Annotated in this window: 11 protein-coding genes; 5 read left to right on the top strand and 6 right to left on the bottom strand. The window is 42.6% G+C overall.

Translation table 11 applies throughout. The features are described from left to right. Positions 1-32: 32 nt before the first annotated feature. From NPE20_RS19520 to NPE20_RS19500, 5 genes are all read right to left on the bottom strand, one after another. Complete coding sequence (locus NPE20_RS19520) at positions 33-1784, bottom strand: hypothetical protein (RefSeq protein ID WP_256540382.1); 1752 nt, start codon at positions 1782-1784, stop codon at positions 33-35. Further along, complete coding sequence (locus NPE20_RS19515; RefSeq protein ID WP_256540381.1) at positions 1784-3904, bottom strand: DUF4175 family protein; 2121 nt, start codon at positions 3902-3904, stop codon at positions 1784-1786. The genes NPE20_RS19520 and NPE20_RS19515 overlap by 1 nt, the downstream gene beginning before the upstream one ends. Next, complete coding sequence (locus NPE20_RS19510) at positions 3897-5354, bottom strand: BatA domain-containing protein (protein ID WP_256540380.1); 1458 nt, start codon at positions 5352-5354, stop codon at positions 3897-3899. The genes NPE20_RS19515 and NPE20_RS19510 overlap by 8 nt, the downstream gene beginning before the upstream one ends. A 5-nt stretch (positions 5355-5359) precedes the next feature. Further along, positions 5360-6238 (bottom strand): DUF58 domain-containing protein, encoded by an 879-nt coding sequence (locus NPE20_RS19505; protein WP_256540379.1) that lies wholly within the window; start codon positions 6236-6238, stop codon positions 5360-5362. Between the two features lie 80 nt (positions 6239-6318). Further along, positions 6319-7314 carry an AAA family ATPase gene (locus tag NPE20_RS19500; RefSeq protein WP_256540378.1) on the bottom strand — a complete coding sequence of 332 codons (996 nt, stop codon included), beginning with the start codon at positions 7312-7314 and terminating at the stop codon, positions 6319-6321. A 216-nt stretch (positions 7315-7530) separates the two neighbouring features. Here NPE20_RS19500 and NPE20_RS19495 point away from each other — a divergent pair, with 216 nt between their 5' ends. Genes NPE20_RS19495 through NPE20_RS19475 form a run of 5 tightly spaced genes read left to right on the top strand, consistent with a single transcriptional unit; the run spans position 7531 to position 13914 of the window. Next, entirely contained in the window at positions 7531-8157 is a 627-nt protein-coding gene (locus tag NPE20_RS19495; RefSeq protein ID WP_256540377.1) for a DUF4159 domain-containing protein, read from the top strand. A gap of 47 nt (positions 8158-8204) precedes the next feature. After that, positions 8205-8828 (top strand): RDD family protein, encoded by a 624-nt coding sequence (locus tag NPE20_RS19490; protein ID WP_256540376.1) that lies wholly within the window; start codon positions 8205-8207, stop codon positions 8826-8828. 55 nt (positions 8829-8883) lie between these two features. After that, positions 8884-10518 (top strand): TldD/PmbA family protein, encoded by a 1635-nt coding sequence (locus tag NPE20_RS19485; RefSeq protein WP_256540375.1) that lies wholly within the window; start codon positions 8884-8886, stop codon positions 10516-10518. Between the two features lie 4 nt (positions 10519-10522). Continuing rightward, complete coding sequence (locus tag NPE20_RS19480) at positions 10523-11860, top strand: TldD/PmbA family protein (protein ID WP_256540374.1); 1338 nt, start codon at positions 10523-10525, stop codon at positions 11858-11860. Between the two features lie 56 nt (positions 11861-11916). Continuing rightward, positions 11917-13914, top strand: coding sequence for a VPS10 domain-containing protein (locus NPE20_RS19475; protein ID WP_256540373.1), 1998 nt, complete (start codon positions 11917-11919; stop codon positions 13912-13914). A gap of 239 nt (positions 13915-14153) precedes the next feature. On the opposite strand, the gene NPE20_RS19470 is transcribed toward NPE20_RS19475, so the two are convergent. Beyond that, complete coding sequence (locus NPE20_RS19470) at positions 14154-14897, bottom strand: ankyrin repeat domain-containing protein (RefSeq protein WP_256540372.1); 744 nt, start codon at positions 14895-14897, stop codon at positions 14154-14156. Between the last annotated feature and the right edge of the window lie 28 nt (positions 14898-14925).

Raw genomic sequence — 14925 nt, 5'->3', positions numbered from 1 at the left:
AATTTAATTCCCAACCGGGGAAGACGGTTATTTTATGAAAATTTTGTTTCTATCCAAAGGAAAGTGCATGCCACAAGCAGCAAGATATAAAAATATATTTTCGGTACATCAATCCGAATTTTTTGCTGTATCTGTTTTGTTACAATATCACTTATTTTGTGCGTATTAGCATATTTTTTTGTGGCCGATAATTTGTCTGCATTCTGAACCGTTTTCCAATCTTGCCGGGCATAGGTATACCAACTACTTGCCTGGTCGTTTTGCTTTAAGCTTTGCCACCCGGCTGTTTGTGGCCAATACAACAAATCATATTCAAAAGGGATCCAGGGGTTTTGTACCAATGCTACCTCCTGACCGTTTATTATTATTGGTGATGATTTGCCCTGAGAGATCTGTAAAGTAACGGGGTCGCTTATATACGGCGGAGATAAAAGCTCAATACCGATTTCTACAGCATCATTTTTACGCACTGCTTTGGTTATTAATACCGACCATAATGCAGAATAATCACCTTTATTCCCACTCAGCATCCAGCTAAAAGTGTTATTTAAAGTAGTAAAAACAACTTTGCCCGAACCGGATATAGCGCTGCTTGCCAGTACACGATCCTGAGCAGTTTTAACCAGTGGCTGTGTACCGTTCTGATAAACAATATGCGCCAGGCCATAACTTAATTTCGACTGACTTTTGTTACCATTTATAATAAGCGGAGCTGGAGCGGATTCTTTACCCGATGCCCTATCCACAGGAAAATATTTTTGCAGCCACGATGTTTTGCCCGTACTATCCGCACGTACAATGAGGCCTAAACCTTTGTCGGCTATCTCTTGCTTTAGCGCGCCACTTTCGGTGGGACTCAGCGCGTTTAATATCGATAGATCGCCAATCACCACATCAAACCTACCCAATGTTTGCTCTGATATTTTATTCAGGTTAAACTGATCGATATTAATATACTCGCTGTTAAACTTATCCTTGCTAATTGCAGAGCGCAGAGCCACCGCATATCCATTTTCGCTGAGCCAGTTCTTTAAAAACTTACTCTCAAAATCCGGCGAAGCCGAAAGCATTAAAACCTTTAGCGGCTTAACTGCGTCTATTTGAACAGGGATATTACCTTGAAGCGCTGCATCGGCATAAAGACTGAATACTACTTTGCCAGTTGTTTTGGGGATGGCGCTTAAGTCAAACGACGACTGCACATTGGGAGAAAGTATTACTGAATCTAAACCAGTATTCAATCCCCTTAAAACCAGTTTTATTTTTTGTGCCGATGTATTATTGTATTGGCCTTGTATATGTAATGCCTCGCCTGCTTTTAATCGGCCATTCCAGTTTACCTGTGTCACACCTGCAGGAACTTTTGAGGGATGAAAGACGAGTGACAGACTATCCAACTGTTGCAATTCAGCGCTACTTAACCCATAACCATATACGTGTAATCGGTCTGTTTGGCTTAACTCGTCTAAGCCATTTATCAATTTAGCTTTTGGGTATGCTTTTTTAATAGCTAAATCTGTAGTGAAGATAGCGGAGTCGTCACCAATGCTATCTGCATCAAAACCATTTGTTGGCAAAACAGCTTTATGATCATCTCTTTTGGTGACACTGCTATTGTAGGTTATGGGCAAAATAATACAAGCTAATGCTGCCGTGGCGATGATAGCCGCAACAATTCGCAAGAGCAAAAATCTATTATTAGCACGCCTGTACTCCAGCCATATAAAGCCTAAAGCCAGCAATATGCAAAGCGCGATAACAATAAATGGCCAGTTGCTTTGCATTAACGGTTAGCTTGTTTTAGGTTTTTATAATACTGTTTTGACAGGCCCATATCCGTGGCGTTGCTTTCAGACGATGGCATCTTTTTGAGAAAGGTCAATGTTTTTTGTAAAGCGCCTTCTACGATATTTACATCTTTAATATTTACTTTTTGCGCCGATAAAATCCGCCGCATAGCATTTAAGGCGGGCAGGTAAGCTCCCGGCTGTGCCGATGCCCTCAAACTTAATTGCTGGTTAGCCGCTTGAAGCGCCCTGTTATCAGCAGGGTTTAGCACCGGATTAATTTTTAAGGCTTCTAATACATTTACTGCTTTTTTCAGCGCGTCTAACTGGTCGGCGGCCGGTTTTATATCTTGCTTATTTATGGGCTGGATGATCTTATCCAGTTCACCACTTAAACGTTTTTCATCTTTCAGCGGCGGTGGGTTGTAGGCCGTTTTAGCCACATACGAGCGGGATTTTTGCTGCAGATCTTTTAATAACCTCAATGCTTTGTAGGCAAATGGCAGGGCGGCCTGTGGTTTATACAAGCGCAATTGCAGTTCGGCTTTCCACATCTCGGTAAGGGTAGCTTTTAGCTGGGCTTTAACAGCGGGCTCAAAGAAACCTGCATCCTCGGCATTATCATGGTCATCCGTGTATTCTTTTAGTATCTTTTTGGCATTGCTAAAATCCGCCGGGTCGGCGGGGTCATTATTGGGCGCACCAATGGCATCTTCACCTTCCTCGCCCAAAAACTTACCATAGCGCAAGCGCAGCAATTTTTGATCGATACCCAGGTCATTGCTGCGGGCATTAAATTTTTCTACACTGATGCTGTCCTTATCTTTCAGTAACTGCTCAGCATCGATAATAATTTGACGCTCACTCCTGAAAAACTCCGGCTTAATGTTCACGCCGGAAAGCACGCCGTTCATGCTCAGCAATTCGGCGGTATCCTGTATGCTTACGGTATATACATCAGTACGGCTCAATTGCTTGTGCGTATCTTGTGCTTGTATATAAAAATATAATTCGTCGCCCGGCTCCATATTCAGGGTTGGCAGGTCAATCAGTTTCTGCACATCGTATTGAGGTTTATGCGCATTAAAACCTTGCATAAAATTGAGTTTATATTCCTTAAACTTTACGCCCTCGCCACGGCCTTTGGCCACGGTTGCCATGATAATGGAATTTGAAATGCCATAATCATCATTCAGCGTAGCATTAATAGTAACCTTGGGTGCTTCGCCTGCATCAATGTAAGTATATTGCTTTGGCGATTTAATATGTATCACAGGTACACCATCCTTAATAACCTGTACATAATAAAGGTCTGATAATTTTCCATCAATACTTACCTGGTAAAAGCCGGGTTTGTCAATCGCCTTAGAAACATACCATTCAGTATGTTTATTATTGTTCTTTAAAGTAATTTGTTCTTTATCATTAAATAGCAACGAAGCTTTCTTGATGGCCACGTTAGTTTTTATATTCCAGGTAACGGTAGCGCCCTCTTCTGCAGATAGATTAAACTTATCCTGTGTCCGTTTTGCTTTACCTGTATATGCAGGCGGGGTAATGCTAACCTCTACGCTATTTATTTGCGGCAAAACCTTTTCGGCCATAGCTCCCGGCGCGCAAACAGCAACGGGCCTGTCAGGGCCATAAAAGATACGTTCGATATGGAAGATCTTTCCAAGTGCCCATATAAAACCTGTTGCTACAATAAGCGATACAAAAGCAACCACCAAACGCTTAGCAAAAGGCTTATGCGATACTTTCAGTCCGGCTAAAACATCCGCTATTTTTGAAGAAGCAATAACCTGCAGTGGGTTCAATTCTTCAGCAGGGATCAATAACAGCTGACTGCTTTCCTGTAATTCCGGATACTCCTTATTCAGAAATGCCGCTATCTTTTCATCGCTCATTTGCCATGGGCGGTTCGCAGCCAACATAATAGCAAGCACTACCGGGAAGGTGATAATTCCCCACAATAAAGAGGGCGACAACAGGTAATACACCAACGCGCCAACATACAAAGCAGCATATAGCGAATACAACACATCCTCCAGCACCTGGTAAATTATCCAGCGCCGGCGTAAGCTTTGTATTTTATATGATCTGCCCTGCTCAGCCATTATTTACTATTTTAGTTTTGTGCGACAGGATCCGCTCGGCAATAAATACGCCTACAAGTAATAACCAAAAATAGCGCGACAGATCTGTTTGCCCATTAGTTTTAACCGAGGTTATCGCTTTGTTCTTTTTAACAATCTCCGGTTGTATTTGCGCGTTGCTTAATATCCGCTTATCATGTTGTTGGGGAATCCCAATAGGCGCATTATTGATCAGCTTTAAGATCAGCTTTGGAAAATCATCACTCCAAACCAGGTCATTCCAAAGCGGATTAAAACGGCTGTAGAAATGGTAAGTATTATCATCAAATCCCAACACCGGTTTACCAAAACCATCTTTCCAGATAGCCTCTTCCCCGGTTTTCGGGTTAATCAACTTTGCCAGCGCGATATGCCTTGGCTCCATCCAGGTATTAACATCAATAACCTTACCGGTCTCATACTTGAAAATATTCTTACTGTTTTTAGCCCTGCTTACTGCTTGCTCTGACAACCAGAACAACCAGGTTTGCCCGCCGGATATTTGCGCAGGGTTATTGTATTGTTTAATAACAGATTTTCTCCCGCTAAAATTAACCGCTGCCGATAGCGCCGCTTTTAAATAGCCGGCATCAATCGCATGCTTATCTGTATAAATGGCGATACGCATTGCGCTTGTATCAACAGGAAACACCGCTTGACCTGCATTTTTCAAACTTATCGATGGCAAGCCGTTTTGTACATTAACGGTAATATCATCACTGCCTCCGCTTTGAAGGATCTGATCAGTATAATATACCCTCGCCGGGCTGCTATTCCCCAATGTTACTTTAATAGTACCGCTATTTGTTAATATTGCCGATGCTATCCACTTACTTACAGAATCTGCAACGGTGTAAGTTTGCCAGTGCAGGTTCAGATCAACTGCAGGTTTGCCGCCTTTAAAATGATTGATGCCATTTGGTGTAAACACATAGACAGGTGTGGTGGCAGCGATTTGCCTGTCTAAAGCTTTTATTAAAGTCCAGTAGTTTGCCTTGCCGGTAGTATCTTTTAAGCTACTATCAGCCAATATTTTGGTGAGATCATTCTTAGCGAAACCACTATTTAAATAATGGAACTCGTACCCGGCTTTGTTCAACGAATCTATCTGGGGTTTAAATTTGGTATAGGTTTCTTTAAGGTTCTCTTTGGGGATAAATAGCAAGCCTTTTGCTTTTTGCAAAGAAGCAGCATTTTGCCAAACCGGCGAGGCTAACAACAGGGCCAGCAATGCAAGCAATAAGCAACGCAATATCAGCAATAAAATATCCAGCAGTTTAAAACTGCGGCGGGTACTTTTCGATGCTTCGGTAATAAGCGATATGCTGCCTACCTTCAGCGTTTTACCCGGGCGCACATTCCACAGGTGTATAATAACCGGGATGCTCACCGCGGTTAATGCAAAAAACCATATGGGGTTTAAAAACTGCATACCGCCTATCTCGCTCCCTTTTTACGCTGTACCAAAAATGCTCTCAAAGCTTCATCTAACGGCTGCGATGTGCTCACCATTTGATATACGATGCGCTTACCCGTGAGGTTGCTTTTTATAGCTGCCAAATGCTCCTGCAATTTCTCATGATAAGTATCTTTCGCCCTTTGGGTATTTACTTGTATGGTTTCGCCTGTTTCCAGATCTTCTAATGTAGAGAACCCTTTAAAATCAAAATCCAGTTCGTTTTGCCCCATCAGGTGGAACACAATTATTTCATGTTTTAGCGCCGATAGTGAGTTGAGCAACGCGTTTATCTCCCCATCTGCCTGGTACATATCCGTTATAAATATCAGCAATTCTTTACGCCCCGTTCCGGCAAAAAGCTCTTTATAGTGCACAGGTTTTGTAAAGGCCCCAGCCGGATTTACCTGTTGCAGATGATAAAATAACCGCTGCAAATGCTGCGGATCAGGTTTAGAGGGCATGGAGAAAAGCTCGCCATGTTTAAATATATTCAATGCTACCGAGTCGCCCTGTAAATTAGCAAGGTAGGCTAAAGATGCCGCCAGAAATTTGGCATACTCTATCTTCTTAACGCCGTTGTCATCATGGTTCATAGATGCGCTGGCATCTACCAAAAACCTAATAGATATACTGGTTTCCACCTCCGATTCGCGGATGTAGTACCTGTCGCTGCGGGCAAACATCCGCCAGTCTAACCAGCGCAGATCATCCCCGGGCTGGTAGCTGCGGTACTGACTAAACTCCAGTCCGGGCCCCTTAACGGTGCTTTTATTAAACCCATTCATAAAGCCATCAATAACCGTTTTCGCCAGCAATGGCAAATCCTTAATGGTCATTAATACTTTGGGATCAAGCACGATTGAATTTTAGATGTTAGATTTCGGATTTATTCCGATTAATTATCAAAACCCTCTCCTTTGAAGCGGGCAAGGTGAGGCTACAAAGAGCCTTTACGTTCTATTACCTTTATCAGTTCCGCGGTTACCTTATCTGATGTAATCCCTTCGGCTTCGGCTTTAAAGTTCATTAATATACGGTGCCTTAAAACGGCCGGCGCCATAGCGTGGAGATCTTCCATCAAAACAGAATATCTACCTTTTAGCAGCGCCCTCGCCTTAGCGGTTAATATCAAAGCCTGCCCCGCTCTTGGACCAGCACCCCATCTAACCCATTCTTTTACGTAAGCGGTAATAGTAGTATCCGGGCGCGTAGCACGGATCAGTTCGCTTACATAGCGGGTTAGGTCTTCGTTAATGGTTACCTGCCTAACCAGGTCTTGCGCCTGTATAATTTCTTCGGCCGTAATAACAGCTTTTACATCAGCTTTTTTAGTGCCGGTAGTGCGATTTAGTATTGCAAACTCCTCTTCGGGAGTTGGGTAGCCAATTTTTATCAGCAGTAAAAACCTGTCCAGCTGTGCCTCAGGCAGCGGATAGGTCCCTGCCTGTTCAATAGGATTTTGGGTAGCCAATATAAAGAAGGGTTTATCCAATGGATAGGTTTGCCCGCCATAAGTTACCTCAAATTCCTGCATGGCCTCCAACAGGGCCGACTGCGTTTTGGGTGGGGTTCTGTTTATTTCATCGGCCAAAATAATATTGGCAAACAACGGGCCTTTATTAAATTTAAAGAAACGTTTGCCGGTAGCATGGTCCTCCTCCAATATTTCGGTACCTATAATATCTGTTGGCATCAAATCGGGTGTAAACTGGATGCGCCTGAATGCCAGGTGCAGTGCTTGCGACATGGTTTTAACGATCAGTGTTTTTGCCAGTCCGGGTACACCTTCCAGCAGGCAATGGCCGCCAGCCAAAAAAGCTACAAGTAATTCATCCAATATAGCATCCTGCCCAACAATTACCTTTTGTATCTCGGCTTTTAGCTGCGGTAATTTCTCGAGCAGGGCTTTTATGTTTTTTTCGGTAAGTTCCAATGTGTTGTTTTTAATTTTACCTATCAGCGTTTTTGCCTCACCCCGGCCCTCTCCTTTGGAGAGGGCCGGGGTGAGGCTACAAGATATTACCCTTTTAATTAAATACCATGCTTTTTTGTCAAAAACACAATAAAGTATCTAAAACTTTACAACTTGTTAGGTTTATTAATGGATGCGGGCAATATTTTTGTTTTAATTTTAGACTTTTAGCGGCAGATGGCATACGGGCAAAAATTCACTTTCACAAGGTTAAGTTATCACAGTGGCGATTGGGATACCGATCAGCGCATGCCGTCAAACCTGCTCAACTCTCTACTGGAGTATACTACTATACCTATTGATGAACACGAAAAGGTCATCCCCTTAAGCAGCGACGATATTTTTTCCTACCCCTTTTGTTACCTCAGCGGCCACAAGCTGGTTCAGTTTAACGCAAAGGAGAAGGCCAATTTTAAAAAATATGTGCAAAACGGCGGCTTTGTATTTGTAGACGATTGCAATCATGATATCGACGGGCTTTTTGCAAAATCATTTGAGGCGCAAATGGCGGCCTTGTTTGGGCCTAACGCGTTAAAAAAGATCCCCAACAACCATAAGTTATACCACTCCTTTTTCAAATTTGATAAGGGGCCGCCAACCACTTCTTTTGAGCTGAACGGCTGGGGCGATGACCTGGTGCACGATTATCTTAAGGCCATTGAGATTAACGGCCGTATAGGTGTTTTATATAGTAGTAAGGATTATGGTTGCGAATGGGACTACGATTTCCGCAATAAACGTTTCCTGGCCGAAGATAATACCAAGTTTGGTGTGAACATTATTGTTTATGCCATGAATTCCTGATAGGTAATTGCAATTATTATTACCTTTCGCTTAGTTTTAAATTTTACATGACAGATAGCTATTTCATTTTTAAGAATAACCAGGAAGAAGGCCCTTTTACTTTAGAAGAAGTAATAGAAGCAGGCCTTGATGTTGATACGATGGTGTTATCGCCACTGGCGGATGATTGGCAGCGGGCATCAGACCTGCCGGAGTTTTTTGAATATTTTGAAGCCAAAGGAATTTACTTCCCTACCGAGGATAACCTGGCCACTTTTTGGTGGAGATTGCTTGCCTATCTTATAGATTCAATTTTAATATCCTTTCTCATTTCCATTTTTGCATCGGGCTATCTTCTGAAAACAATAGCCGCTATGGAGCCCGATACGCTCGAGGCTAAAATTGTCCGGCTAAAATTCAACCTCGTCATTTTTGTTATATCGGCCATATACAATTCAATATGTGAAGCTACCCCCATGCGTGGCAGTATAGGTAAAAAACTATGCAAACTTGTTGTAGTTGACGCGGATGGCCGAGGTTTAAGTTTTGGCAGGGCATTGGTGAGAAATTTCACCAAATTTTTATCAAGCATAGCACTCGGCATAGGTTATCTTAACATTTTATGGAGCGAACATCGTCAGGCCTGGCACGATCAAATAGCTAAAACCTACGTACTTACCCGCAACCAATAATTTTTTGTAAACCTGTTTCTTATATTTATTATATTAGACAAATAATAATACTGCTTTGAAAAGAAAAGACTTCCTCTACCTTACCGGCATGGGCATAAGTGCCTCTATGCTTAGCAGGTTTACCGCTACCGGCTCGCCCATTGTGCCCGGCACCCGCATGCGGGACGTTGATGTAGCCATTAAAAAACGTATGGCTGATGTGGCCCTAAATGCCGCACGTGCAAAAGGTGCTACTTATACCGATGTACGCCTTGGCCGTTACCTAAACGAGTTTGTGGTTACCCGCGATAAAAACATCGAAAACATTGTTGACACGGAATCGTACGGAATGGGGATACGCGTTATTGCCAATGGCTGCTGGGGCTTTGCCGCCACAGACAAGCTGGATAACGATAGCATTGCCCGCGCTGCAGAAACTGCCGTTGCTATAGCAAAAGAGAATGCCCGTATACAAACCGACCCGGTGCAGCTTGCACCGCAGAAAGGTTACGGCGAGGTAAGCTGGAAAACACCTATAGAGCGTAATGCTTTTGAGGTACCCATGAAAGAAAAGACCGATCTGTTATTGTCTGTAAATGATGCCGCTTTTAAAAACGGTGCCAATTACGTTAACTCGGTGCTGTTTATGGTGAACGAGCAAAAGTATTTTGCTTCTACCGATGGTTCATACATTGACCAGGATATCCACCGGATATGGCCTGTATTTGGGGTAACCAAGGTTGACGATAAAACCGGCAAGTTTGAGACCCGCAACTCGTTAAGCGCGCCGCGCGGAATGGGTTACGAATACATGATGCCCCGTGAAAGCGACAAAATAAAAAGTCAGACCACCCTATACCGCGACCGTTACGATATGCATGAAGATGCATCGGCGGCGGCATTGCAGGCAGCAGAAAAGCTAAAAGCAAAAACGGTAGAGCCCGGTAAATACGACCTGGTGCTTGATCCAAGTCACCTTTGGTTAACCATTCACGAATCTGTTGGGCACCCGTCAGAACTTGACCGCGTACTGGGTTACGAAGCCAACTTTGCCGGTACCAGTTTCCTTACATTAGATAAGTGGAAAACGGGCAAGTTTAACTTTGGCAGCAAAAACGTAAATATTGTGGCCGATAAATTACAGCCGGGTTCGCTTGGTGCGGTTGGTTATGATGATGAAGGCGTGGGCACCAAACAATGGGATATCATTAAAGACGGGATATTGGTAAACTACCAGGCCATTCGCGATCAGGCGCATATCTTAGGGCTAAAAGAATCACAAGGATGCTGCTACTCGCAAAGCTGGCAGGATGTGCAGTTCCAGCGCATGCCAAATATCTCCCTGCAACCCGGTAAGGAAACCCTTTCTCCGGCAGATATGATCAAGAATGTAGAGAAGGGTATTTATATTATTGGCGATAGCTCATTCTCTATCGATCAGCAGCGTTATAACTTCCAGTTTAGCGGTCAGCTTTATTATGAGATAAAGAACGGCAAAATTGTGGGCATGCTAAACGATGTGGCTTACCAGGCCAATACCCAGGAATTCTGGAACTCATGCGCGGCAGTTTGCGATAAAAATGATTACCGTTTAGGCGGGTCATTCTTTGACGGAAAAGGCCAGCCAATGCAGGCAAGCGCGGTATCGCACGGTTCATCTACAGCCCGTTTTAACGGGGTTAACGTAATTAATACAGCAAGAAAAATATAAACCTATGGCTATTTTAAGTGAAGATGAATGCCGCGCGATAATGAAAAAAGCGCTCAGCTACTCAAAAGCCGACGAGTGTGAAGTAAACCTGAACGGATCAGATTCGGCCAATATAAGGTACGCACGTAATACGGTATCAACAAGTGGCGCTATAAGCAGTACCACTATGGCCATATCATCGGCGTTTGGTAAAAAATTGGGGGTTATCACTCTTAACGAATATACCGATGCCGCTATTGAAAGCGCTGTTAGGAAATCAGAAGAGCTGGCCAAACTGGCACCTGAAAACCCGGAGTATATGCCATTTTTAGGTCCGCAAACTTATGCACCGGCAGCCAAAACCTTTGTGCCCGAAACGGCAGCTATGACGCCTGCACAGCGTACTACTATGGTAGCGCAAAGCTTGCAAATAGCAAAAGATAATAAGCTTACCGCGGCAGGTTTCCTGCAAAGCAGCGCCGGTTTTGCCGCTATGATGAACTCTAAAGGTTTGTTTGCCTACAATAAATCTACGGATATCAACTTTTCAGTAACCTTACGTACTGCCGATAGTCAGGGATCTGGCTATTCTACAAAAGATTATAATGATGTTGCCAAGCTGGATGCAGCTGCATTCTCTAAAATAGCGGCTCAAAAAGCCACAGGCTCATCTGCTGCAAGGGCAATTGAGCCCGGTAAATACACTGTGATATTGGAACCTGCTGCAGGCATTGTATTACTTGAACAATTATACGGCAGCCTTGACGCGCGCAGTGCTGATGAAGGCCGCAGCTTTTTAAGTAAGCCCGGTGGCAAAACCCGCTTTGGCGAAAAACTGGTTGATGAAAGAGTGAATATTTACTCTGACCCGGCAAATGCAGAGCTGCCAACCAGCAGCTGGAGCGGCGACGGGCAACCATTGCAAAAAATGAGCTGGATAGAAAAAGGTGTGGTAAAAAACTTTACCTATTCACGCTATTGGGCGCAAAAGAAAGGTGTTAAACCTGTTCCGTACCCAAATGGTTTTATAATGGAGGGTGGCACCCAGAGTTTAGAAGACCTGATAAAAGGCACTGAAAAAGGTATATTGGTAACCCGTTTATGGTACATACGCCCGGTAGACCCGCAAACACTGCTCTACACTGGCCTAACCCGCGATGGTACTTTTTATATTGAGAACGGACAGATAAAATTCCCGATCAAAAACTTTAGGTTTAACGAGAGCCCGGTTATTATGCTGAACAATCTGGATGCACTTGGCAAAGCAGAACGCACAGTAAGTGGCGAAAGCAGCCAAAGCGCCCTGATACCACCAATGCGTATAAGGGACTTTACTTTTAGTTCGCTATCTGACGCGGTGTAGAATCTTTAGCACAGGTGTAGAATCTTATTGCGCACCTGTGCTTTTTTTTAAGTGACATGAGAAAGGCCTTAACCTTATTATTCTTCTTACTGCCGTGGGTTTCAGTTTTCTGCCAGGATAAATACTCGGCAAGATTGCCGGTTAGCGGTTGGGTGACAGAGCTTGGCGTTTCGCCATCCGAAGAAATTTGGATCGCGACAAAAGCCGGCAATGTTTATTTCACAAAGCACATTGGCGATACCTGGGACATTGGGCCTTATGGCTCGTTAGATTTTGTAAGTACCACTTCAGGTATGACATTTGAAAGGATCAATTTCTTTTCAGAAGACGATCTTATGATTTCGGGGTTTATCCAGGAGGATGGGAGGCAAAACTTTGTTTACTGGTCGGGTAATCATGGCCGGGATTGGCAAAAGATAATATTTGGCGCGAGTAGTTGGATTGATGCGGCCTATATAAATGATAATGGCAAGGCCTGGATGAGTGGCAGTTCGCAGTTGATCTATTACACGTCGGACAAAGGGAAAACCTGGCAATCTTTCGACAAAGTAGAACAAACGGGTAACCTCAGATTTGTAACCGTACATTTTGCTAAAGATGAAATTACCGGTCTGTTTGGCTCTACATGGAATGTACTATACAAAACGACCGATAATTGTAAAACCTGGCAAAAGATCCCTACTCCACTTACTCAAAAAAAATATAAACGCATTAATAGCAATGAAAGGCCTGAAATTTATAAAGTAAGAATAATTGGAGATTATTCTGTTGTTAATCAACAGGGTAGGGTTTTTATTACTAAATCAAATATTATCGACTGGAAATATTTACCTGATGCAGCAAACTTTGAAGTAACTGAACAAGATGAGTTATACGTCGTAAACAAAGATCTTTCAGTAAGTCTTTTTGACCCTCAATTTAATAAAATCTGGGATTCTGCTAAACACTTGGATAAACAGCCGGTTGCCCTTGCGGTAAGACACGGAAAACTGTTCGCTTACGATTCAGATAAAATTTATAACATCAGCCCTAAGGAATTTATTGCTTCAGATCTGTTGACAAACCAGATACCTATCCCCGAACCAGACCTAAAAGTTACATTAACCGGTGAAGATTATGGTTTTTCAGGTAGTGATATTCTGCGGTTCGACAAGGATAAAAAGCAGTGGTATAGGTTCATGACGGTAAATTTTAACATAGCAAACGCCTGTACATTAAATCGCAATCTTATTATCGCTGATGGTAGTCTTAAGCAATATTATCGTGTTGATGTCACAAACAAACGAATTGAAGATTTCGATCTACCCAAAACTTTATATGATCCTGATCAAATAGTTGAAATGCACTTCGAACGAGGCTACCAAGGTTGCTTTGCTTCAGGTAATTCAATACGGTCATATATCAAAAAGGGCGGCAATTTTGTTTTAAGGCAAAAAACAAGTACGCCTGCATACCTTGAGAATATAAAATCGATATTTACGCAAGAGGAAGTTTTTACCCTGGCTGGCATTATAGATAATTCCCGCTCATTAAACGCTTCTTTAACCGACCTAAATATATCAGCTGCCGATATTTTAGCTTACAAGAAAATAATAGATGGCGAAAAGAAGAAAATTAAAAAATCAGAAGTCCCAAGTTTTGATTTCAACAATTTTTACGCATTCCCGGGTGACGACATAGATCTTGAATTTTATAAAAATGTAGCTGACTCATTATCATTTATACCCGAACAAGATATCAACGATGTGTTTTTACGATCAGAAAGTATTTTTAGCACTACCACTGTTTGGAGACGGGTAATATTTGTATTAAAGAATGGCGAAAAGTTGATAGCCGAAAATTTTGACTATAAGCCCAACTATTTATTTACACCTTGGGTGGTTACGTACAATGGGCTTAAATTCAAAAGTAGTTCTATTAAATTTGGGCAACAGGTTGAAAAGATAACCGGCGGTCGTTTTTTTGAAAATACTGAGGTTAGCAAAAAGAGTTACGCCATATTTAAAATAGCTGATTATCTATACCGTAGGAAATTAGATAAAGAACAGCTTTAATGTTTTTATCCGTCCAACATTCCGCATGTATAATTGGACGGATAAACGCCTCATACTTTAGTTGCTTTTGTCCAATGGAAATGATGCCATCGCGGACTTATGACAGCAATGACATGCCCTTCCTTGGGGAAGAAGGATGCAGAGGTTGATTCGCAATTGAGGTTGACTAGCCCCTCCCTGCCAACACAAATCAATCACCCCCCTCCCCAAGGAGGGAATAAGGAATCAAATCCTTTTCCTTAGCTGTTTAAATATTTGTTAGGGACATTCTCCGGCAAATAATCAATTCCGTAAGCAGCTTTAAGCAGTTTAGAAACATTGGCATAAATCAAATCTTCCTTACGTTGAAACTGTGGAAGCAGGCCCATCATTGCATAACTAATTGGATTTACAGATGGAATAAAGGTTTCCCAATCATAACCCTTTCCCCATATAAGCCCTTTAACGGTTATTTCCAGATCAACCGATCGGGAGAGTAAAAAATCCATCACATCAACAGAGGCATTAGCATGCTGGTTTACTGTATGAAAAATGGGGGTATGCCCGCCAAACCCATGCTCATCATATCCTGCTTTTGCATTAATATCCGCACCATGTTCTACAAGGATTTTAGCACAATTTATATGGTTATATTCAGCGCAAATATGCAGCAGAGTAACATCATGCAAAGGCGTAAAAGCGCAGTCTATCGAGTACCTGATATTTATCTTCTGTGGCTCCGTTTTTAACTGATCATTAAGCCATGCGGCCTCATCTAATAAAGTTGCGAGCAGGATCTTATCTTCAAACTGAAGGCCGTTATCAACAAAAACTTTAACACACTGCTTAAATTTGGGGCCACGCGGGTATTCGGTTAATACTTCATAAATAAGGGGTTTGCCCCTGAACTGGTCATTGGGGCTTATGCCATTATCAAAACATTCCTGTATACCAGTAACTGATTGTATCTCGATATCGGTAATGAGTTTTTTAAGATAATCCATAATTTATTTAAGGATGCGTTTGATTTAT

Origin of the sequence: Mucilaginibacter aquariorum (assembly GCF_024498135.1) — a bacterium.
GTDB lineage: Bacteria > Bacteroidota > Bacteroidia > Sphingobacteriales > Sphingobacteriaceae > Mucilaginibacter > Mucilaginibacter aquariorum.
This window is presented reverse-complemented; position numbering and strand designations above follow the sequence as displayed.

What these genes read in the sequence shown, in the direction of transcription:
- NPE20_RS19520 (WP_256540382.1), bottom strand. Translation starts at nt 1,784, where the DNA reads ATGCAAAGCAACTGGCCATTTATTGTTATCGCGCTTTGCATATTGCTG.
- NPE20_RS19515 (WP_256540381.1), bottom strand. Translation starts at nt 3,904, where the DNA reads ATGGCTGAGCAGGGCAGATCATATAAAATACAAAGCTTACGCCGGCGC.
- NPE20_RS19510 (WP_256540380.1), bottom strand. Translation starts at nt 5,354, where the DNA reads ATGCAGTTTTTAAACCCCATATGGTTTTTTGCATTAACCGCGGTGAGC.
- NPE20_RS19495 (WP_256540377.1), top strand. Translation starts at nt 7,531, where the DNA reads ATGGCATACGGGCAAAAATTCACTTTCACAAGGTTAAGTTATCACAGT.
- NPE20_RS19490 (WP_256540376.1), top strand. Translation starts at nt 8,205, where the DNA reads ATGACAGATAGCTATTTCATTTTTAAGAATAACCAGGAAGAAGGCCCT.
- NPE20_RS19480 (WP_256540374.1), top strand. Translation starts at nt 10,523, where the DNA reads ATGGCTATTTTAAGTGAAGATGAATGCCGCGCGATAATGAAAAAAGCG.
- NPE20_RS19475 (WP_256540373.1), top strand. Translation starts at nt 11,917, where the DNA reads ATGAGAAAGGCCTTAACCTTATTATTCTTCTTACTGCCGTGGGTTTCA.
- NPE20_RS19470 (WP_256540372.1), bottom strand. Translation starts at nt 14,897, where the DNA reads ATGGATTATCTTAAAAAACTCATTACCGATATCGAGATACAATCAGTT.